This is a genomic window from Vagococcus zengguangii, from assembly GCF_005145005.1.
Taxonomy (GTDB): Bacteria; Bacillota; Bacilli; order Lactobacillales; family Vagococcaceae; genus Vagococcus_A; species Vagococcus_A zengguangii.
In genome coordinates this window covers 44625-66483 of sequence record NZ_CP039712.1, presented here as the reverse complement: position 1 = coordinate 66483, position 21859 = coordinate 44625, and the positions used below count along the sequence as shown (strand labels likewise).

General features: G+C 38.7%; 22 protein-coding genes. 5 read left to right on the top strand and 17 right to left on the bottom strand.

Annotation, left to right across the window (positions count from 1 at the left end; genetic code table 11):
* Window positions 1-63: 63 nt before the first annotated feature.
* From fusA to rpsL, 3 genes are all read right to left on the bottom strand, one after another.
* A complete protein-coding gene (gene fusA, locus FA707_RS00290; RefSeq protein WP_136952356.1) occupies window positions 64-2154 on the bottom strand; it encodes an elongation factor G in 2091 nt (696 codons plus the stop codon).
* Window positions 2155-2242: 88 nt separating this feature from the next.
* A complete protein-coding gene (gene rpsG, locus FA707_RS00285; protein ID WP_136952355.1) occupies window positions 2243-2713 on the bottom strand; it encodes a 30S ribosomal protein S7 in 471 nt (156 codons plus the stop codon).
* A 50-nt stretch (window positions 2714-2763) separates the two neighbouring features.
* On the bottom strand, window positions 2764-3183 hold the full coding sequence (rpsL, locus tag FA707_RS00280) for a 30S ribosomal protein S12 (protein ID WP_135253815.1): 420 nt from the start codon (window positions 3181-3183) through the stop codon (window positions 2764-2766).
* Between the two features lie 357 nt (window positions 3184-3540).
* Here rpsL and rpiA point away from each other — a divergent pair, with 357 nt between their 5' ends.
* Together rpiA and gpmA are read left to right on the top strand one after the other, a co-directional pair.
* Entirely contained in the window at window positions 3541-4218 is a 678-nt protein-coding gene (rpiA, locus tag FA707_RS00275; protein ID WP_136952354.1) for a ribose-5-phosphate isomerase RpiA, read from the top strand.
* A 37-nt stretch (window positions 4219-4255) separates the two neighbouring features.
* Window positions 4256-4942 (top strand): 2,3-diphosphoglycerate-dependent phosphoglycerate mutase, encoded by a 687-nt coding sequence (gene gpmA, locus FA707_RS00270; protein ID WP_136952353.1) that lies wholly within the window; start codon window positions 4256-4258, stop codon window positions 4940-4942.
* Window positions 4943-5125: 183 nt separating this feature from the next.
* Here gpmA and FA707_RS00265 read toward each other — a convergent pair whose 3' ends face one another.
* The 4 genes from FA707_RS00265 to FA707_RS00250 form a co-directional block, all read right to left on the bottom strand.
* Window positions 5126-5857 carry an alpha/beta fold hydrolase gene (locus FA707_RS00265; RefSeq protein WP_168177318.1) on the bottom strand — a complete coding sequence of 244 codons (732 nt, stop codon included), beginning with the start codon at window positions 5855-5857 and terminating at the stop codon, window positions 5126-5128.
* Between the two features lie 80 nt (window positions 5858-5937).
* Complete coding sequence (locus tag FA707_RS00260; RefSeq protein WP_136952351.1) at window positions 5938-6444, bottom strand: hypothetical protein; 507 nt, start codon at window positions 6442-6444, stop codon at window positions 5938-5940.
* Between the two features lie 89 nt (window positions 6445-6533).
* The gene (locus FA707_RS00255; protein ID WP_136952350.1) at window positions 6534-7703 is read right to left on the bottom strand and encodes an iron-containing alcohol dehydrogenase; all 1170 of its coding nucleotides are present in this window, start codon (window positions 7701-7703) and stop codon (window positions 6534-6536) included.
* Window positions 7704-7796: 93 nt separating this feature from the next.
* Window positions 7797-9680 carry an ABC transporter ATP-binding protein gene (locus tag FA707_RS00250; protein ID WP_210409622.1) on the bottom strand — a complete coding sequence of 628 codons (1884 nt, stop codon included), beginning with the start codon at window positions 9678-9680 and terminating at the stop codon, window positions 7797-7799.
* A gap of 228 nt (window positions 9681-9908) precedes the next feature.
* Between FA707_RS00250 and FA707_RS00245 the strand changes: the two genes are divergently transcribed.
* The 3 genes from FA707_RS00245 (at window position 9909) to FA707_RS00235 (ending at window position 10922) form a co-directional block, all read left to right on the top strand.
* Window positions 9909-10304: a hypothetical protein gene (locus FA707_RS00245; protein ID WP_136952349.1), complete on the top strand. Its 396-nt coding sequence runs from the start codon at window positions 9909-9911 to the stop codon at window positions 10302-10304.
* Between the two features lie 157 nt (window positions 10305-10461).
* Window positions 10462-10662 carry a cold-shock protein gene (locus FA707_RS00240; RefSeq protein ID WP_136952348.1) on the top strand — a complete coding sequence of 67 codons (201 nt, stop codon included), beginning with the start codon at window positions 10462-10464 and terminating at the stop codon, window positions 10660-10662.
* A 59-nt stretch (window positions 10663-10721) separates the two neighbouring features.
* Entirely contained in the window at window positions 10722-10922 is a 201-nt protein-coding gene (locus FA707_RS00235) for a hypothetical protein (RefSeq protein ID WP_136952347.1), read from the top strand.
* Window positions 10923-11016: 94 nt separating this feature from the next.
* Here the strand turns inward: FA707_RS00235 and deoD are convergent, their stop codons facing one another.
* The 10 genes from deoD to FA707_RS00185 form a co-directional block, all read right to left on the bottom strand.
* Entirely contained in the window at window positions 11017-11721 is a 705-nt protein-coding gene (gene deoD / locus FA707_RS00230; protein ID WP_135253826.1) for a purine-nucleoside phosphorylase, read from the bottom strand.
* A 26-nt stretch (window positions 11722-11747) separates the two neighbouring features.
* Window positions 11748-12569: a purine-nucleoside phosphorylase gene (locus FA707_RS00225; protein WP_136952346.1), complete on the bottom strand. Its 822-nt coding sequence runs from the start codon at window positions 12567-12569 to the stop codon at window positions 11748-11750.
* Between the two features lie 41 nt (window positions 12570-12610).
* On the bottom strand, window positions 12611-13783 hold the full coding sequence (gene deoB, locus FA707_RS00220; protein WP_136952345.1) for a phosphopentomutase: 1173 nt from the start codon (window positions 13781-13783) through the stop codon (window positions 12611-12613).
* A 97-nt stretch (window positions 13784-13880) separates the two neighbouring features.
* Window positions 13881-14834: an ABC transporter permease gene (locus FA707_RS00215; RefSeq protein ID WP_136952344.1), complete on the bottom strand. Its 954-nt coding sequence runs from the start codon at window positions 14832-14834 to the stop codon at window positions 13881-13883.
* Window positions 14834-15979, bottom strand: coding sequence for an ABC transporter permease (locus tag FA707_RS00210; RefSeq protein ID WP_136952343.1), 1146 nt, complete (start codon window positions 15977-15979; stop codon window positions 14834-14836). Before FA707_RS00210 ends, FA707_RS00215 begins: the two co-directional genes overlap by 1 nt.
* On the bottom strand, window positions 15972-17513 hold the full coding sequence (locus tag FA707_RS00205; protein WP_154299939.1) for an ABC transporter ATP-binding protein: 1542 nt from the start codon (window positions 17511-17513) through the stop codon (window positions 15972-15974). Before FA707_RS00205 ends, FA707_RS00210 begins: the two co-directional genes overlap by 8 nt.
* Window positions 17514-17773: 260 nt before the next feature.
* Window positions 17774-18874 carry a BMP family lipoprotein gene (locus tag FA707_RS00200; RefSeq protein ID WP_136952342.1) on the bottom strand — a complete coding sequence of 367 codons (1101 nt, stop codon included), beginning with the start codon at window positions 18872-18874 and terminating at the stop codon, window positions 17774-17776.
* Between the two features lie 62 nt (window positions 18875-18936).
* Window positions 18937-19347 (bottom strand): cytidine deaminase, encoded by a 411-nt coding sequence (gene cdd, locus FA707_RS00195; protein ID WP_136952341.1) that lies wholly within the window; start codon window positions 19345-19347, stop codon window positions 18937-18939.
* Window positions 19348-19365: 18 nt separating this feature from the next.
* Complete coding sequence (locus FA707_RS00190; protein ID WP_136952340.1) at window positions 19366-20667, bottom strand: pyrimidine-nucleoside phosphorylase; 1302 nt, start codon at window positions 20665-20667, stop codon at window positions 19366-19368.
* 137 nt (window positions 20668-20804) lie between these two features.
* Complete coding sequence (locus tag FA707_RS00185) at window positions 20805-21821, bottom strand: LacI family DNA-binding transcriptional regulator (protein WP_136952339.1); 1017 nt, start codon at window positions 21819-21821, stop codon at window positions 20805-20807.
* Window positions 21822-21859: the final 38 nt, after the last annotated feature.

Genomic DNA, 21859 nt, shown 5'->3' with positions numbered 1-21859 from the left:
GACGGGAGTTTAATCTCAAATTATATTTTACATGATTTTCCCTAAAATGAATAGCCCTAGCTATTATTCAGCTGAAGATCCACCATTTTTCTTGATGATTTCTTCTTGAATAGATTTAGGAACGTCTTCATAGTGGTCGAATACCATCATGAATGTACCACGTCCTTGAGTTGCAGAACGTAATGTAGTTGCGTAACCAAACATTTCTGATAATGGAACCATAGCGTTCACGATTTGTGAGTTACCATGAGCTTCCATACCTTCAACGCGTCCACGACGAGCTGTTACGTGTCCCATAATATCTCCTAAGAAATCTTCTGGTACAGTAATAGTAACTTTCATCATTGGCTCTAAGATTACTGGGTTAGCTTTCTTAGCTGCAGCTTTTAATGCCATAGAGGCAGCTACACGGAAAGCAGTTTCGTTAGAATCGACATCATGGTATGAACCATCATAAAGTTTTGCTTTAATATCAACTAATGGATATCCAGCAAGAACCCCGTTGTCCATAGAGTCAGCTAATCCTTTTTCAACAGCTGGGATGTATTCACGAGGAACCACACCACCAACGATTGCATTTTCGAACTCGAAGCCTTTACCTTCTTCGTTTGGAGTGAATTCAACCCAAACGTGTCCGTATTGACCTTTACCACCAGACTGACGTACAAATTTACCTTCAGCTTGTGTTAATGGTGCACGGAATGTTTCACGGTAAGATACTTGAGGAGCCCCTACGTTAGCTTCAACTTTAAACTCACGACGCATACGGTCAACAAGAACGTCCAAGTGAAGTTCTCCCATTCCTGAGATAACTGTTTCCCCTGTTTCAACGTTAGTTTCAACACGGAATGATGGATCTTCTTCTGCAAGTTTTTGTAAAGCAACACCCATTTTATCTTGGTCAGCTTTTGATTTTGGTTCAACAGCGACTTGGATAACTGGTTCTGGGAATTCAATTGATTCTAAGATAACTGGTGAGTCCATCGCACATAGCGTGTCCCCTGTAGTAGTATCTTTAAGACCAACTGCCGCAGCAATATCACCTGAGTAAACAGTATCGATTTCTTCACGAGTGTTCGCGTGCATTTGTAGGATACGTCCGATACGCTCTTTTTTATCTTTAGAAGCGTTCAATACGTAAGATCCACTTTCAAGTACACCTGAGTAAACACGGAAGAATGTTAAACGACCTACGAATGGGTCAGTCATAACTTTAAATGCTAATGATGCGAATGGTGCTGAATCATCAGCAGGGCGAGTGATTTCTTCACCAGTTTTAGAATCAGTACCTTTAATAGCATCGATATCTAATGGAGAAGGTAAGTATGCTAAAACAGCATCTAACATCAACTGTACCCCTTTATTTTTGAAAGCTGAACCAGCTAATACTGGGAAGAATTCAACGTTGATTGTTGCTTGGCGAATGCCTTCAACTAATTCCTCGTCAGTGATTTCTTCACCGTCAAGGTATTTCATCATTAAGTCTTCGTTAGTTTCTGCTACTGCTTCCACTAATTTTTCACGGTATTCTTTAGCTTGTTCCATGTATTCTTCTGGAATATCAGTTTCTTGGATGTCAGTTCCTAAATCGTTTGTATAGATTTCGGCTTTCATCTTAACTAAGTCGATAATTCCTGTGAAGTTTTCTTCTGAACCGATTGGTAATTGAATTGGGTGAGCATTAGCTCCTAAACGATCATGTAAAGATTTTACAGAGTATAGGAAGTCTGCACCGATTTTATCCATTTTGTTACAGAATACAATACGTGGTACTTTATATTCTGTTGCTTGGCGCCAAACTGTTTCAGTTTGTGGTTCAACACCAGATTGTGAGTCAAGAACTGTTACTGCTCCATCTAATACGCGTAGAGAACGTTGTACTTCGATTGTGAAGTCCACGTGCCCTGGAGTATCGATGATGTTTACGCGGTAACCTTTCCATTGTGCTGTTGTAGCAGCTGAAGTGATAGTAATACCACGTTCTTGCTCTTGTTCCATCCAGTCCATTTGTGAAGCACCTTCATGTGTTTCACCAATTTTATGGATTTTACCAGTATAGTATAAAATACGCTCTGTTGTAGTAGTTTTACCCGCATCAACGTGAGCCATGATACCGATATTACGAGTTTTTTCAAGTGAAAATTCTCTAGCCACAGTAATTTCTCCTCTCCATATGTCAGTAATAAATTATCCGATTATAATAAATTGTTCGTAATACTTCAAATAAAAAGTATTGAAAATCTTACCAACGGAAATGAGCAAATGCTCTGTTCGCTTCTGCCATTTTATGAGTGTCTTCACGTTTTTTAACTGAAGCACCTGTATTGTTAGCAGCGTCCATTAATTCTTTAGCTAGACGTTGATCCATAGTGTGTTCTCCGCGTTTACGAGAGAAGTCTACGATCCAACGTAATGCTAAAGCTGTTTGACGAGCTGGGCGTACCTCAACTGGTACTTGGTAGTTAGAACCACCCACACGACGAGCTTTAACTTCTAAGTCAGGTTTAACGTTATCCATTGCTTGTTCGAAAACTTCTAATGGGTCGTTACCTGTTGATTCTTTAATAATATCAAATGCGTTGTAAATGATGCTTGCAGCAGTTCCACGTTTACCATCTACCATTACACGGTTAATTAAACGAGTAACGTCTTGTGATTTGTAAATTGGATCTGGCAATACTTCACGTTTTGAGACAGGGCCTTTACGAGGCATTCAAATTCCTCCTTCCAGAATTCTAATTTTTTATGTGTTTTAATTTAAAATTATTTTGCTGCTTTAGGGCGTTTTGCACCGTATTTAGAACGGCTTTGTTTACGATCAGCTACACCAGCTGTATCTAAAGCACCACGAACTACGTGATAACGTACCCCTGGTAAGTCTTTTACACGTCCACCGCGGATTAAAACCACGCTATGTTCTTGTAAGTTATGACCGATACCTGGAATGTAAGCAGTCACCTCAATGTTGTTTGATAAACGTACACGGGCGAATTTACGTAAAGCTGAGTTTGGTTTTTTAGGCGTCATAGTACCTACACGAGTACAAACTCCACGTTTTTGAGGAGCGTTTGTGTTAGTATGAGCTTTTTTCAAACTGTTATAGCCTTTACCTAACGCAGGTGAGTCAGATTTAGTTGTTTTTGGTTTACGAGATTTACGTACCAATTGATTAATTGTTGGCATTATTTTTCCTCCTTCCCTAGCTGTCTTTCTAGTACCACACATCCTGGTGGTTCATTTTTTGAGATAAAAAAGTTTTGCAAGCTAACTTGCAAATATATTTATCTTTTAAAATGCTTTTCTGTAGACAGTCAGAACGTTCATATTTAAATATAAACCTGTACATAAAGCACCTTCAATATCTTACCACGGCGTTTTTTTTCTGTCAACAATTTATCTTTAAATTTATTTATCCTTTTTTTATTAAACTAACAGTAAAATAATTACAGAGAAATTAACCGTTTAACTAGGACAAGACTGTTTTTTTAGTCATTAAAGCGGTAAGATAAAGGTATTAAATTAAAGGAGCGAATTATTTTCATGAATTTAAAACAATTAGTTGGAATTGAAGCAGCAACTTATGTTAAAGATGGGATGACCGTTGGCTTAGGAACAGGTTCTACTGCTTACTATATGGTAGAAGAAATCGGTCGTCGTGTAAAAGAAGAAGGTTTAAACATTACAGGCGTTACCACTTCTAAAGCAACCGAAGCCCAAGCGCTAGCACTAGGCATCCCTTTAAAGAGTATCGATGAAGTCGAACATGTAGACGTAACCATTGACGGCGCTGACGAAATTAGCGCTGACTTCCAAGGGATTAAAGGTGGCGGTGCTGCCCTATTGTTCGAAAAAATTGTCGCAACTTATTCTGATAAAGTAATCTGGATTGTTGATGAATCAAAAATGGTGGAACACTTGGGGGCTTTTCCCTTACCGGTTGAAGTCATTCCATACGGTTCTGACCAATTAATGCGCCAATTTAGCGCGAAAGGCTTGAACCCTGTTTTAAGAACTAACGAAACTGGCGAGATAGTAAAAACTGACAGCCAAAACTACATTATCGATTTACAACTAGGAAAAATCGAAAACCCAACGGAATTAGCGGCTTACTTAACAAATCAAGTCGGAGTTGTTGAGCACGGCTTATTCTTAGATATGGTCAACACAGTGATTATTGGACGTCCATCAGGCGTAGAAACACTAACTCCCCGCGCTTAGCATTATAGTTGTTTAATACATTAGGAGGCGATACTTCATGAAAAAAATCGTTTTTATTCGACATGGTCAAAGTATTTGGAATCTTGAAAACAGATTCACTGGTTGGACCGACGTCCCTTTGAGTGACCAAGGAATTGAAGAAGCTCGGCAAGCAGGGCAAGCTTTAAAAGCTCATGATCTACAGTTTGACGAAGTGTATACATCTGTCTTGCAACGTGCTATTAGAACCGCTCATATTGTCATGGAAGAAATCGAACAATTATGGGTGCCTGAATTTAAGTCATGGCGCTTAAATGAACGACACTATGGCGCCTTACAAGGTTTAGACAAACACGACACTGCTGTTAAATATGGTGAGGAGCAAGTCAAATTATGGCGCCGTTCGTATGATGTCTTACCACCCTTGTTAGAACCTGGCGACGAACGTGATGCAGCCTTAGACCCACGTTATCACGATATCGACCCACATGTCATACCACGTGGTGAAAGTTTAGCGACAACGTTAGTTCGTACCTTACCATTTTGGCAAGATCATATCGCGCCTAAATTATTACACAACGAGACCATTTTGATTGTCGCTCACGGTAATTCGTTACGTTCACTAGCGATGCATCTCGAAGGATTAACCGAAGAAGAAGTACTCGACTTAGAAATTCCTACTGGAAAACCGCTTGTTTACGAGTTAAACGACGACTTGAGTTATCATCAAAAATATTATTTATAAACAAGAGGTTGTGCCTAAAGCGATTAGCTTCAAGAATTTAGTAGGAATAGCTGGGAATTGCTTCTCAAATTCCCAAGATATTTCGGCTTAATTCCGTAGAAGCTGCTTTAGGAACACCGTTTACCAAGAGGTTGTGCCTCACAAATGTCGTTATATATAAAAGGGAGTTGTGACAAAAAAATGTCACAGCTCCCTTTTTTCTATATGCACACTAGTAGTTTCATTCAAAAAAGACAGAACACGCTCATTAAACCAACGTGGCCTTAAAAACGGCACCGAATGTCCGGTGTAATTCACAATTTCTAATTTTGCATGCGACAATTGCTCAGCAACTTTTTCTAAATGCCCCGCATAAATGACATCACGCTCACCTTGTACTAGTAAAATAGGAAAGGTGAACTGCTGTAAATCATCTTTGCTCAACCCTGTGTCAGTTAAGGATAATTGAACTCGTCGCGCCCATTTCTTTAGACATAGGCCTCGCAACACTTTCAACAACAGTTCAGTCTTATAACGTTGGAAGGCCTTGATTCCCGCAACTGTCACATTAGGTGAGATCAAGACTAATTTTTTAACGTAACTCGGATAATACTTGGCAAATAACAAGGCAACGTTAGCGCCGTCACTAAATCCGACCATCGAAAGCTTGGTGATATGTTCCCGCACGACTAATTCGTGCAAATCCTCGACAATCATCTCAAAGGTTAACGTCTCTTGGGGATTGGTCGAACGTCCATGGTCACGCGTATCTAACCAAATCGTCTTAAACTGTTGGCTGAAGCGTTGCTTTTGTTTAATAAAATAATGATGATTTTGACTGTTGCCATGCAAAAACAACACCACTTCTTTATTTGTTTGGCCTAATATTTGGTAGGCAATGACTGCCCCATCTCTTGTCACCAACTGTTTGTCCACTGCCGTCACCTTCTTCATATCTTTGCCATAGTGTAACGCAAACATAAATATCTTGCGACTCTAGTGCTTCACTAATTTAATTAGTTATCCTTAAAATCAATTTTGACTTTATTTTCTTCTGATAATTTATTAATCCGTTCATTATGCTCTTCTACGGACTCATTCATTAATTGTTGGTAGTATTCTTTAGGAAACATCTCCTCTATAGAATCACCATACCCTTCACCGTCCACCGGATAGATAACTTCAGCCACTTGATAGTCACCACCTTCATTCAACAGTTTCATCGTTAGAGGAACACTTTCTCCGGTTACAGCCTCCAACCCTTCCGCTTGATCAAAACCTTCCAATAATGACCACAAATAAACGACTAAATATTGCCCTTTCTTTTGCGTGCCAAACACGACATGTGATTCTGCCTGTTGATCAGTGTACGCCAGATACCCACTCTCATTAACGCGATATCCCGAAATCACTTGATGAATTTCTGGTGCTAATTCTTGGACCTTATCTCCTATGTCATCTTTTCGACAACCTGCTAACACAACTAGTCCAAATAAACTAATTACCAATACTATCTTTCGCATACTACCCCTCTTTTCTTAAAACAACCTTTAAATAAACGTTTTTGTAATAAAAAACTGACGCCTTCAAGACGCCAGTTCCTCGCAATTCACTAGACTAAACAGTTTGTCAAAATTTGATGTACATCTTCCGCTGTCAACGTGACATATGAGCTCGTTGATAAGGCACTATGTTCAATCGCTTTTTGAGCCATTAGGGATAGTTTTTCTTCATCAATGCCTACTTCTGGTAACGTCATCGGAACACCCCAAGCAGTAAACATGTTTTTCAACTCGCGAATACCGGCTTTAGCTAATGCGTATTTATCGTTAATTACCGCTAAGCCCATCACGTTCACGGCAAACATTGCGAATTTATCAACAGTCTCTTCGTTTAACACGTATTCCATCCAACGTGGAGTGACAATAGCTAAACCGATACCATGTGTAATATCATAGAATGCACTTAATTCATGTTCAATCGCATGACACGTCCAAGCGCCTGATTTACCGCGACCAGTTAGACCATTTAACGCTAGTGAACTCGCCCACATTAAATTAGCACGCGCTTCGTAGTTTGTTGGTTCTTCTAAAGCAATCGGTGTATATTGCATCACCGTTCTCATTAAGCCTTCCGCGATACGGTCTTGTACTTCTGCTCCTTTAGCTTTACTAAAGTAGTTTTCAATCAGATGACTGAAAATATCTGAGGAACCCGCCATTGTTTGATAAGCTGGCACACTGTACGTGTTTTCTGGGTCTAAAATTGAAACTTTCGGAATCGTTAAGGGGCTATGGAAACTTAACTTTTCATTTTTACTCATATCACTTAGCACTGAACCACCATTCATTTCAGAGCCCGTTGCTGCTAACGTTAAAATCGTTACGATTGGCAAGGCCTCAGTTACTAATGAACTGTCGCCAGTAAAGTCCCAAGGATCCCCGTCGTAAAACGTACCGGCCGCAATCCCTTTAGAACAGTCAATAGTAGAACCACCACCTACTGCTAAAATTACGTCGATTTGATGTTCACGACACATAGCGACACCTTTACGCACCGTTTCAATACGCGGGTTAGGTTCGACCCCCGCTAATTCAAAAAGATTAAAGTCCTCACCTAGCAAGGTTTGGATTTTATCGTATAAACCATTTTTCTTAATACTGCCGCCACCGTATACTAATAACACATTTTGACCATAGGCTTTTAATGACTCAGGTAATTGCTCGACTTGATTACGGCCAAACAACACCTTAGTTGGGGCATAAAATTGAAAATTTTCCATGATGTTTCCTCCTTATAATTAAAAAAGTAGCGCACATCACTGTACGCTACCCATTATACCCTATTTGATTTCTATTGAAAACGTTACCGATGATTAGTCGTCGCTAAATTGTAAATCATGTAATTCATGATAGACACCATCTTCTTTAGCAATCAATTCATCATGTGTTCCCATTTCAACCACTTCTCCGCTCTTCAAGACAATAATCTTATCTGCTTTACGGATAGTTGATAAACGATGGGCGATGACAACTGATGTACGACCAGCCAAAGCTGTTTCAAATGCTTCTTGAATGAAGTGTTCACTTTCACTATCTAAATGAGCTGTTGCTTCATCCAATACGACGATATTTGGTGATTTCAATAATAGACGAGCTATCGCTAAACGTTGTCGTTCGCCACCACTTAAACGATAACCACGATCTCCAATCACGGTTTCTAACCCTTGAGGTAAATCTTCCACTAGATTATAAATATAGGCTTCTTTCAGCGCAAAAATCATTTCTTCTTCCGTTGCATCCGGTTTTGCATAACGTAAGTTGGCCGCGATTGTATCATGGAACATATGGGCATCCTGACTCACGACACCGACTGTTTCGCGAATTGAATCTAGACTCACATCTCTCAATGATTTACCCGCAATACTTACAGTTCCTTCGTTTGGATCATACATACGAGAAATTAAACCAGATAAGGTTGATTTACCAGCACCACTTGGTCCAACTAAGGCCACCATTTGACCTGGCTCAATGTTGAAGCTGATGTTTTTCAGAATCATTTCATCGCTATCGCCACGCTCATCAGAAATCGTTTCTAAACTACCTAAGCTCACTTCAGAATCTTTAGGATAACGGAAACTAACATTTTCAAACGTAATACTTGAACCATTGTCAGCAACGAATGTTCTTAAATCTTCTGGATTTGGTAATTCTTTTACGCTTGGTTCTAAGTCTAAAATTTCAAAAACTCGCTCGAATGACACTAGCGCTGTTAAAACATCAACTTGAATGTTCGAAAGTGACGTAATCGGTCCGTATAGGCGGTTCAAGTAAGAAGCTAAGGCTACGACTACCCCGACTGTGATGGTTTCTTTAATCGCCATCACTCCACCAAAACCATAAACAACCGCTAAGGCAATCGCTGAAACTGTGCCAATCATTACTCGCATGAATGAACCCGTTAATGCTTGTTTAATACTTAAGTCGCGAACTTTACCAATTTGTTCTGCATATAATTGTGCGTCAACCTTGGGATCGCCATAACTTTTAGCTAAAAGTGCCCCCGAAACGTTGAAACGTTCATTAGATAATTGCGTTGCATCTGCTTTTAAGTCATATGACTCACGCATTAATTGTGATAACTTCGGTCCAACTAATTTGGCTGGGAAAATAAACGCTGGAATTAGTAATAAGGCAATTAAGGTTAATTGCCAACTCATACTTAACATCGCTGCTAAAGTGAAGACAACCGACAACGTGTTACTAAAAATACTGCTTAATGTATTAGTAAACACTGCTTGCGCGCCCATTACATCGCCATTAATACGTTGTACTAATGCTCCTGTTTTGGTTCTTGAAAAGAACGCTAGTGATTGCTTTTGAATATGTTCGAATAATTGGTTTTGTAAGTCAAAAATAACCCCTTGTCCAATTTTCGTTGATACCCAACGCTGTGCAATCGACAGAAGTGCACTAATGATTGATAATAATGCTGTTAATCCTGCATAAAAAATAACATTCCCTGTATCTTTGTTAGGAATCCATTTATCAATAATTGCTTTAAATAATAACGGAGTCCAAGCACCTATCAAGGCATCAATAATAATAAAAACTAAAAATAAAGCTAAAAACCATTTGTACGGCTTCGCATATTTCAACACACGCATTAAAGTGTCTTTGTTAATTTTGGCACCTTTAATCTTGTCCGTGTCTTGAGTAAAACTGCGCATACCGCCCATACCCATACCGCCACCGGCCATATTACCATCTCCCTATAGATAATTGTATAACACAAAACTTTTTACTAATTAAACTATAGCAACTCGCTATAATCTGCGCAAAAGATACGGCTCTAAACCATACAAACAGTCGATTATACGCTCATTAAACAATCAAGACGGTTCTTTTAATAAGATTTTATAAAAAATAACAAAGAAACACACGTAACTATAGTTATTGCGTTACACTAAAAATAAAAACGAGGATTAATGATGAAAAATAAAGCACTAGCTCTTTCACCTTTACTACTATTAATGATTAGCTTATTTACACACCCACTCCTATTTAGTTTGACCTATTATTTTTTTGAACAACACACCCTCATACTAATTGGGGTGGCATCCGTCTTGTTAATCAATATTATGTTGCTCGCTTATTTAGCACTTAATCAATTAATTAGACTTAAGCGAAAGCAACAACAATCAGCACTATTATTGATTTCACCCTTAACCATCGTACAAACGCTAATACAACTAGCCTTAATTTTTTACAGTTATGTCCTAGCTGAAAAGGACGATGCACCAGGCTTAATTTTAATTTTCACTGTTTGTTTTATCATCAGTTTAAGCCATTATTACTTGGTAAGAAAACTTTCCCAATATTAAATATTAAATTAAAATTAGGAGAAAAGGTATTTGTGTGTTACACTAAGAATGTAATTAATTTTAATTGTAATCTGAGAAAAAGATAGTACCTTTTATTTTAACTCCTATTACCTTGATATTTTTTGCAACACAAACACCCAATAGGAGGAAGATATATATGAATAACGGTACAGTAAAATGGTTTAACGAAGCTAAAGGATTTGGTTTCATCACAATGGAAGACGGAAATGACGTATTTGCTCATTTTTCAGCTATCCAAGGTGACGGATTCAAAACATTAGACGAAGGCCAACGTGTTAACTTTGACACTGAAGAAGGTCAACGCGGATTACAAGCAATCAACATCGTTAAAGCTTAATCATTAACATTACGAAAGAGACTATCTGTTTGATAGTCTCTTTTTTTAGGAGGAATAACATGACATTTCTAAAAATAGGACAGCTCGTTCAGTTTCATTCCACACTATTACGACATGATGCAACAGGAACTATTTACAAACATAATCTTAATAGTTGTACCATTGAAATCACTGAATGTAATTTAGATGACAAAGAACGCGTCCACGTATTAAACAATAGAATTATCATTAGTAATAAAGATATTTTGTCATTAAAATAAACAGCCATCCTTTAAATTGGATGGCTGTTTTTTTGTTTTGCTAAACTATTCAAATTTAAACTGCTTATCGGAGCTGTCCGCGTTCTCAATCACTTTATGCAATAATTGTATCTAACGCGACGATCATCATTTCGTCGAAGGTGCTTTGGCGTTCTTCTGAAGTGGTTTCTTCGCCGGTTAAGATGTGGTCACTAACGGTCATTAATGCTAACGCTTGAATGTGGTATTTAGCCGCTAAGTAGTAAAGAACCGCAGCTTCCATCTCAATTCCTAGTACACCGTGCTCACCCAAACGGAAAACTTCGTCCATGCTGTCTTTGTAAAACATATCATCAGATAAGACATTCCCAACGTGGATGTTGAAGCCTTTTTCTTTGGCTGTTTCGTAAGCTTTTAATAATAAGTTGAAGTCTGCGATTTGTGGGAAATCGTGTTTTGGAAAATCATTACGAATAATTGCTGAAGATGTCGCAGCTGCTTGTGCTAAAACTAAGTCACGAACGTGTACATCTTTTTGAATAGACCCACATGTTCCGACACGGATTAATTTTTTCACGCCATATTCGCGAATTAACTCAGTGGCATAAATCGCAGCCGATGGCATCCCCATCCCTGAACCTTGAACAGATACTGGCACACCTTTATACGTTCCTGTAAAACCTAACATTCCACGCACGTTGTTGTATTGTTTAGGATTGTCTAAAAACTTCTCGGCGATATATTTCGCACGTAATGGATCTCCTGGTAATAAGACTTTATCAGCGATTTCGCCTGCTTTTGCTTCAATATGAATACTCAATGTTGCAACCCCCTAAAATTATCGAATTATAGTTTTTCTAAACTTAATTTCACTAATGATTTGAATTCTTCTTTAACGCGTTCAGTTGTTTCTACTACTTCATCATGGTTTAGGTTTGCTTGCATGCCTGCTGCTAAGTTAGTGATACAGCTAATACCTAACACGCGCATTCCCATGTGACGAGCGACAATTACTTCAGGAACTGTTGACATACCGACAGCATCAGCACCTAAAATGCGAGCCATTTTAACTTCAGCTGGCGTTTCGTAAGTTGGACCAGAGAAGCCCATATAAACCCCTTGTTGTAACATGATTTTCAATTCAGTTGCCACTTCACGCACTACTTTACCATAAGCTTTGTCATACGCTTCTGACATATCAGGGAAACGTGGACCTAAGTCTTCTTCGTTTTCACCCATTAATGGATTATCACCAGTAAAGTTGATATGGTCTTGGATTAACATTAAGTTACCGGCTGTAAATGATGTGTTACAACCACCTGCTGCGTTCGTTACGATCATTGAATGAGCGCCTAAAGCGTTCATGACACGTACTGGGAAAGTCACAGTTTTCATAGAATGACCTTCGTAATAGTGGAAACGCCCTTGCATCGCTAATACTTTTTTGCCTGAAAGTGTTCCGTAAACTAATTGTCCCGCATGACCAACAACCGTTGACACTGGGAAGTTAGGAATTTCTTCGTAAGGAATCACAATTGGGTTTTCGATTTCGTCAGCTAATTCACCTAAACCTGAACCTAAAATCATCCCAAAATCAATTTCGCCTACGCCTTTACCTTGAATAAATGCTGCTGTTTCTTGTAATAATTCACTTAGTTTTCTGCTCATGTCAAACTCCCTTATCATTTATCTTTTTTATCATTAATGTTTTATTTTAAATTTTGTAAGAAACTTGTACCATTCTCAGTAGCTTGAACGCCAAAGTTTTCCGCAATAGTAGCGGCAATATCTGAAAAATGTCCAACCGGTAAGTTGCCTTGGCCCGTCATTTTTTTGCTGAATAACATCAATGGCACAAATTCACGGGTATGATCTGTTCCTGGGAACGTTGGATCATTTCCGTGGTCAGCAGTGATCATTAATAAATCATCTTCACCCATTGCCTCGATAATTTCAGGAAGACGTGCATCGAATTCTTCTAACGCTTTGGCATAACCTGGTGTGTCACGACGATGACCGAATAACGCATCAAAGTCTACTAAGTTAGTGAAGCTCAATCCTTCAAAGTCACGCGCCATCACGTCTAATAATTTGTCCACACCGTCCATGTTTGAAGCGGTACGAACGTAGTCAGTAATCCCTTTACCATTGAAGATATCGTTGATTTTACCAACTGCAATCACATCTTTACCAGCGTCTTCTAAACTATTTAAAACCGTTTTACCAAATGGATCTAACGCATAGTCATGACGGTTTGGTGTACGTGTAAAGTTACCTGGTTCACCAACGTATGGACGTGCAATAATACGACCAATCATGTAAGGATCATCTTTAGTAATGTCACGTGTGTATTCACAAATGCGATATAATTCTTCTAATGGAATCACCTCTTCGTGGGCTGCGATTTGTAATACTGGATCAGCTGATGTGTAAATAATTAAATCACCTGTCTCCATTTGTTCAGCACCAAAATCATCAATTACTGCCGTACCACTATAAGGCTTGTTGGCACCCATAATAATGCCACGACCTGAAAATTCTGAAATTTTATCTAATAAGTCTTGCGGAAAACCTTCTGGGAACACACGGAATGGTGTTTGAATATTTAATCCCGCAATCTCCCAGTGACCTGTCATGGTGTCTTTTCCGACTGACACTTCTTCTAATTTTGTTGCGTAACCTTTGTGATCAGCAACAGCCGCCACGCCAGTTAATGGTTCAATTGTTCCTAAACCTAATTGTTCCATATTAGGAACTTTTAAACCTACTTCTTTCGCGATATGACCTAAAGTGTGACTACCAACATCGCCAAATTTCTCAGCATCAGGTGCTTCTCCAATCCCTACTGAATCCATGACGATTAAATGCATACGTTTAAACATTTTTCCCACTTTCCTCTCTATCTTGATAATTATATGTTAACACAAAAGGGCGTAGCTAAGAAACATTCTCCCTAGCCCCGCCCTTTAAACAAAACGCTTATTTAGATTTGATATAGTTCTTCCCGTTTGCTTTAGGTCCAGATGCTTTTCCTAAGAAAATAACTAGGACTAAAATAGTTAGGACGTATGGTGCTGCTTGTAAATAAACAGCTGGAATTGATGAAATCACTGGTAAGTTTGAACCTGAGATACTGATGTTTTGCGCAAATCCGAAGAAGATCGCAGAAGCCATCGCACCAAGCGGGTTCCATTTACCGAAGATCATCGCAGCCATCGCGATAAATCCTTGACCTGAGATAGTTGTTACGGCGAAGCGTCCCGCAATTTGTTGAGCGAAAACGGCACCACCCATACCACCTAAGAAACCAGAAATTAATACACCAGCATAACGCATAGCATAAACATTAATACCTAATGTATCCGCCGCTTGAGGATTTTCCCCAACCGCACGTAAACGTAAACCAAACTTTGTTTTACTCAACACGAACCAAGCAATAATCGCTACCGCGACTGCAAAGTAAGCTGGTAAACTTGTACCTTCAAAGAAAATTGGCCCTAAGACTGGAATTTTTGATAAACCTTCAAATGTGAAGTAACCAAAACTTTCACGAATGTTATCTGTTTGACCTTTTTGATAAATAACTTTAACTAAGAAAATCGCTAGTGACGGTGCCATTAAGTTAACCACCGTACCAGAGATAATGTGGTCAGCACGGAAACTTACGGTTGCTACCGCATGGATTAATGAAAAGACCATACCAGTTAAACCACCGACTAACACACCCACCCAAGGCGTCCAAGCACCTAGTTGTTCAGCGAAACTTAAGTTAAACACGATTGAGCTGAATGCGCCCATTACCATGATACCTTCAAGACCGACGTTTACAACCCCAGCACGTTCTGAGAAGACACCACCTAACGCTGTTAAAATTAAAGGTGTTGCATAAATTAGGGTTTGCGTCACTAGTGAAGCAATTGTAGATAAGTCCATTAGATAGTTCCCCCTTCATTATTCTCATTGCTTGGTGTTGGTTTTAAATCAATCTCTTCTGCTTTTTTATCTTTGATTACTTTGTCGATGAATAACTTAATGATAAAGCTAATACCGATGAAGAAGATGATTGACGCAATCACAACGTCAACTAATTCTGGTGGAATACCAGCAAACTGCATTCCTTGACCACCAAGTTTTAAAACACTAAATAATAAAGCTGAAATTAAGATACCGACTGATGTTCCTGAACCTAATAATGACACGGCCATACCATCAAAACCAATACTTAATGAAGAACCTTGAACGAAGAAGTTGTTAAATGTTCCTAAACCTTGAACAACCCCACCTAAACCAGCTAACGCACCTGAAATTACCATTGAAATAATGATAGTACGTTTGCTACTCATACCGGCATACTCAGAGGCGAATGGGTTCAAACCTACCGAGCGAATTTCTAAACCTAATGTTGTTTTCTTTAATAAGAACCAAACTAAGACTAAGAACGCAATCGCTAAGAAAATCCCTAAGTTCAAACGAGAACCATTTGAAATTTGACCTAACCACTCCGTACGTAGTGATCCTTCTAGACCAATATTTTTTGTTACACCTTTTGTTTGAATCATTGACTCACTCATCACATTATTGACAATGTGAGTACTCATATAAAGTAAAATATAGTTCATCATAATAGTTACAATAACTTCACTTGTCCCAAAGAACGCACGTAACGCCCCTGGAATTGCAGCAGCTAATGCACCGGCTAATGCCCCTACAATCACTGCAACAGGTACCACGACTAATTTAGGCATACCTTGCATAGCTAACACTGTCCAAATACTTGCGACCCAGCCACATAACGCTTGACCTGATAACCCGATATTGAAGAAACCAGCTGTATTAGCGACCGCAAACCCTAAACCAGTAAAGATTAGAGGTCCCGCTGTTACAAAAATTTCACCGATACTCTTCGGATTAATTGCCCCTGTTTGTGGATTAACGAAGGCTGTGTTGATCATTGTTTTGTATCCTGCGATAGCGTCATAACCTGACACCCACATGATAATCGCTCCTAAAAGGAATCCTAGAAGCACTGATAATACGGGTACCAGTACTTTTTTCAAATTGCTCGTACTATTATCCATTGATATCACCTGCTTCTGAATTTTGTAGTTCTTTGCGTGCTTCTTCTAATGAATAGCCCGCCATCATTAAACCTAGCTCGTTTTCAGTTGTTTCTTTTGCATTAACAATCCCCACGATTTCACCGGCATGCAACACAGCAATGCGATCTGAAACGTTTAAGATTTCGTCTAACTCAAAACTTACGACTAAAACGGCTTTGTCTTTATCACGTTGATCGATTAAACGTTTATGAATGTATTCAATCGCTCCAACGTCAAGTCCACGTGTTGGTTGTGACACGATTAATAAATCTGGATTACGGTCCACTTCACGGGCAATAATTGCTTTTTGTTGGTTACCACCTGATAAAGCTTTCGCAGGCACTAACTCATTAACCGTACGCACATCATACTCATCAATTAAGTGACGTGCATATTCATTAATGTTTTTATAATTTAAAACACCATTTTTACTTAAAGGCTCTTTGTAATAGCTTTGCAAACCGATGTTTTCAGCTAGTGACATATCTAATACTAAACCATATTTATGACGGTCTTCTGGGACATGACCGACACCTAATTCAGTAATCTTACGAGGTTTCCAAGTACTAACTTCTTCCCCTTTGATTTTGATTGAGCCACTTTCAACTTTTTTAAGACCCGTTAACGCTTGAATCAATTCTGTTTGGCCATTACCGTCAATTCCGGCAATCCCCATCACTTCACCTGCTCTAACTTCCAGGCTTAAGTTTTTAACAGCATCTAAACCACGCGCTTCTTTTACGACTAGGTTTTCAATACTTAACACGACCTCTTTTGGTTCAGGCTCTTTTTTATCTGTTTTGAATGAAACAGAACGTCCGACCATCATGTCCGCTAATTGTTGTGATGATACATCTTTCACCATTACGGTGTCGATACTCTTACCACGACGGATAACGGTACAACGATCTGCAACTTTTTTGATTTCATCCAATTTATGTGTGATGATGATAATTGACTTACCTTCTTTAACTAAACCGTGCATAATATCGATTAATTCGTCGATTTCTTGAGGTGTTAAAACAGCTGTAGGTTCATCGAAAATTAAAATATCCGCGCCTCGGTAAAGCGTTTTAAGTATCTCTACACGTTGCTGCATTCCCACTGAAATATCACGGATATAAGCATCAGGATCAACATCTAAACCATATTTTTCTGAAACATCAATAATTTCTTGGCGAGCTTTCTTTTGATCAAGTACACCATTTTTAGTCAACTCGCTACCTAATACAATGTTTTCGGTAACAGTAAATGCATCAATTAACATAAAATGTTGGTGAACCATCCCGATACCCATGCGATTAGCCGCTGTAGGTCCTGAAATATTCACCACTTCACCGTTTAATAAAATTTCACCTGATGTCGGTTCTAACAAACCAGATAAAATGTTCATCAACGTTGATTTACCAGCACCATTTTCACCTAATAGCGCATGGATTTCACCTTTTTCTAATTGCAAATTGATATTATCATTTGCTTTAAAGGTGCCAAATTGCTTAGTAATATTTCTCATTTCTATAACTAAGTCTTTTGTCACAATTTTCACTTCCTAACGATTTATTGTTTACTTAGGCAACAACGTACTTACTGTCAATCTATCTATAATTTCCGAGTAACTACTACAACTTTTGAGGAAAAAACCTCCTCTTACGTAAATAAATAGTTCTTATTCACTTACGTAAAAGCGGAAAAAGAAACCTTTTATTTATATCATAGCCTTGTCGCTAAGCGACAAGGCTATGTCTTTAATTGTTCAATTTTTATTGAAGATAATTATTTAGCTGGTGTTTCTGGAACTTCAACTTTACCATCAATAACGTTTTGTTTAGCTTCTTTAACTGCTGCTTTCGCTTCGTCTGATAAGAAACCATCTGTTAAGTCTACCCCACCGTCTTTAAGACCGTAAACTAAACTTTCTCCACCTGGGAATTCATCATTTAATGCACGAGTAGAAATATCTTGTACAGCTGCACCTACACCTTTAAGTGTTGATGTTAATGTGAAGTTATCTTCTTCACCATCTTTGTTTTTGTAAACACCTTCAGCTTGTTGATCGCTATCTACACCGATAACCCAAACTTTATCGTCACTTGAGCGGTCTTTATTTAAAGCTGCTGCTTCTTGGAATAATCCTGCTCCAGTACCACCTGATGCATGGTAGATAATGTCTGCGCCATTTTTGTACATATCAGCTGCTAAGGCTTTACCTTTAGCTGGATCACCAAATGATGCTGCATATTTAGCTGTTACTTCAATTTTCTTACCTAATGCTGCTGCGCCATCTTCAACACCTTTTTCAAAACCTGCTTCAAAACGGTCGATTACAACACCTTCTTCACCACCGATGAAACCTACTTTGTCAGTTTTAGTTGTGTAAGCTGCTGCGATACCAGCTAAGTAAGCTGCTTCGTTATCTTTAAATGTAGCAGATACAACATTGTCAAATCCTTCAATTACACTATCAATGATACCAAATTGAGTATCTGGGTTTTGAGCTGCTGCTGCTTCGATACCTGGTTGTAATAAGTAACCAATACCGAATACTGTTTTAAAGCCTTGTGCTACTGCTGAGTCAATGTTCGTTGTGTACTCAGATCCATCATTTGATTGGATGTAGTCGAATCCGTTAACACCTTTTTCAGCGCCATGTTCTTTACCCCAAGCTTGTAAACCTTCCCAAGCTGATTGGTTGAATGAACGGTCATCAACACCACCGATATCCGTAACCATTGCTACAGTATGCGCTTTGTCTACGTCGCCACCAGTTGCTGCACCTGAATCTGCAGTCTTGTCATTGTTACCACCACATGCTGTTAATCCAAGTCCTAATGCTAATGTTGCTGCTCCAAGACTAAATAGTTTTGCCTTTTTCATTTCTGTAAAGCCCCCTAAAATAGTATTTTATTATTTAACTGCTCGTGCAGGTTAAATCGGTGTTAGTTACCTTCCATTTGTTTATCAGTAAAAGAATAAGGTAACAATTCTCCTACTGTTGTTTCTTTAAGTTGGCCGTCTTTGCTGACTAACGTCACGCCCATTGTTGGCTCACAAAATTCAATCATTACTTGACGACAAGCGCCACATGGAGCAACCGGATCATCTGATTTAGCTGCGACCACTAAATGTTGAAATTCTGTCTGTCCTTCTGATACAGCCTTAAAAAAGGCGGTTCTTTCAGCACAGTTTGTTAAACCGAATGACGCATTTTCAACGTTCACACCGGTAAACACTTGGCCATCTTTAGCGACTAAGCAAGCACCTACTGGAAAATGTGAATACGGTACATATGAATTGGTATAAGCATCTTGCGCTAATTGTACCCACTCATTTTTCTTGTCTACACCCATATTTTTTCTCCTCGCCTCTTACTCGGTTACAATGCCGTGAATTAATTTTGGCTCTTCAGCTGAATCACCAATTGTGATGCTGTCGTAGATTTTTTGGATAACTTCTTCAACGTTTTCTGTGTTTGAGTACACGGTTACGAGTGAATCACCTTCTGTTACCTCAGCGCCGACTTTTTTGTTTAAGATTAAACCAACTGTATAATCAATTGATTCTTCTTTTGTTTTACGACCTGCTCCTAACATCATCGCTGCTACCCCAATACTTTCTGCTTGGATATCGCTAACGAATCCTGCTTGTTTAGCTGGTACTTCGTAAACATATTTCGCTTCACCAAATTTAGTATAATCATCAATCACACTTGGGTCGCCCCCTTGATTAATAATCATTTCTCTAAACTTGTCTAATGCTTTACCTGAATGTAACGCTTCTTCTAATAAAGCACGCGCTTCTTCAAGTGTTTCAGCTTTTTTAGCTAAAACAACCATTTGACTACCTAACGTATAAACAAGTTCTTCTAAATCTTTAGGACCTGTTCCTTTTAGCATCTCAATAGCTTCAATGACTTCTAACGAATTACCAATCGCATTACCTAATGGCTCAGACATATTGGAAATAACCGCCATTGTTTGACGACCAGCTAATTTACCAATTCTTACCATAGTATGCGCTAAACGTTTCGCATCATCAATGTTCTTCATAAAGGCACCATCACCAGTTGTCACATCAAGGACAATTGCGTCAGCACCAGATGCGATTTTTTTACTCATAATTGAGCTAGCAATCAATGGAATTGAATTAACAGTCGCTGTTACATCACGTAGGGCATACATTTTTTTATCGGCTGGCGCCAAGTCAGCTGACTGACCGGTTACGGCTACTTTCGTATCGTTCACCAAACGGATAAAATCGTCGCTAGGGATTTCAACTTTAAAATTAGGAATCGATTCTAGCTTATCAATCGTACCACCTGTATGACCTAAGCCACGACCAGACATTTTTGCAACTGGCACGCCAACTGCTGCCACTAATGGTGCTAACACGATTGTTGTTGTATCACCAACACCACCGGTTGAATGTTTATCCACCTTCACACCATCGATTGAAGCTAAGTCAATCATATCGCCTGAATGTGCCATTGCCAGTGTTAAATGAGTAATTTCTTCATCAGACATATCTTGGAAAAATGTACTCATTAAAAAAGCGCTCATCTGATAATCTGGAATTGAACCATCAGTGTAACCACTAACAATAAATTCAATTTCTTCCTTAGACAGACTACCACCATCACGCTTTTTTTCTATTAAATCGACCATTCTCATTTGTATCCATCCTCCTACATGTCTATTATAGCTAACTAGTATATAAAGGTAAAAAAGAAAATTTGTAAATCGTTTTACCTTGCGGGTTCGTTCGTATCTAAACCGCTTACAATTGTTATAATAGCACGTTAAAAGTGCTAGGTCAATCGTTTTACTGAATCTCTTATAATTAATTTAGTTGGGAAAATTTTGTTCGGAATTTTACTCTTTGGATCATTAATTGCCTGTAGCATAAATTTACCCGCAGTTCTTCCTAAATCAAGGACTGGCTGGTGAACAGTTGTTAAGGCAGGTGAAGCAAACCGACTAATTTCCAAGCCATCAAAGCCAATGACTGAAATATCATCTGGTACGCGCTTGCCCGCTTCCATAATGGCTTGATACGCCCCAATTGCCATTTGATCATTCGTACAAATTAAAGCGGTGAATGGAATATTTTTTTCTAGTAATTGTTTTGTCCCGTTATACCCTCCGCGAATGGTTAAAAAACTACTCTCAATTAGACGTGGATTATGTTCGATTTCATGGTCTTCTAAACAGTTCAAATAGCCCGTAATACGTTCTGATAATTGGTAATAATCACCAACTTCGCGCAAGAACGCAATGTCTCTATGACCATTTTTTAGTAAATACTCCGTCGCATCATAAACGCCCTGATATTCTTCAACCAACAGTTTGCCTTCATTACGTGTATTTTTACCTAGATCGACCAAAATAAGTGGCACTTCACGATTGACTACTTTAGGATTCTTCAAAATTTCATCTTCAAGGAAGTTCGGCGTTGCGATGACAATCCCTTCGACTGAACGACGCATTAATTCATTAAAATACTTAGTTTCCAGTCTTTTATCATGATTGGTATTACATAATAAAATCATATAGCCTAAGGAATTTAATTGCTCTTCAATCCCTTCGATTAGCTTAGAGAAAAAGAAATCTGTTACGTCTGGTACAATCATGCCAATTGTCTTGGATTTTCTCATGACCATGTTTTGAGCGAAAAAGTCTGGCTGATAATTAAATTCCTCGACCACCTTCATCACTTTTTTTCGTGTTTCTTCACTAAAACGATCACCTTTGTTATTTAAAATTTGCGAAACAGTCGTGGTCGATACACCAGCCGCTTCAGCGATATCTTTGATTGTTACTTTCATGATTTTAATCAAACACTCCTGTCCTATTTTATAAGCAA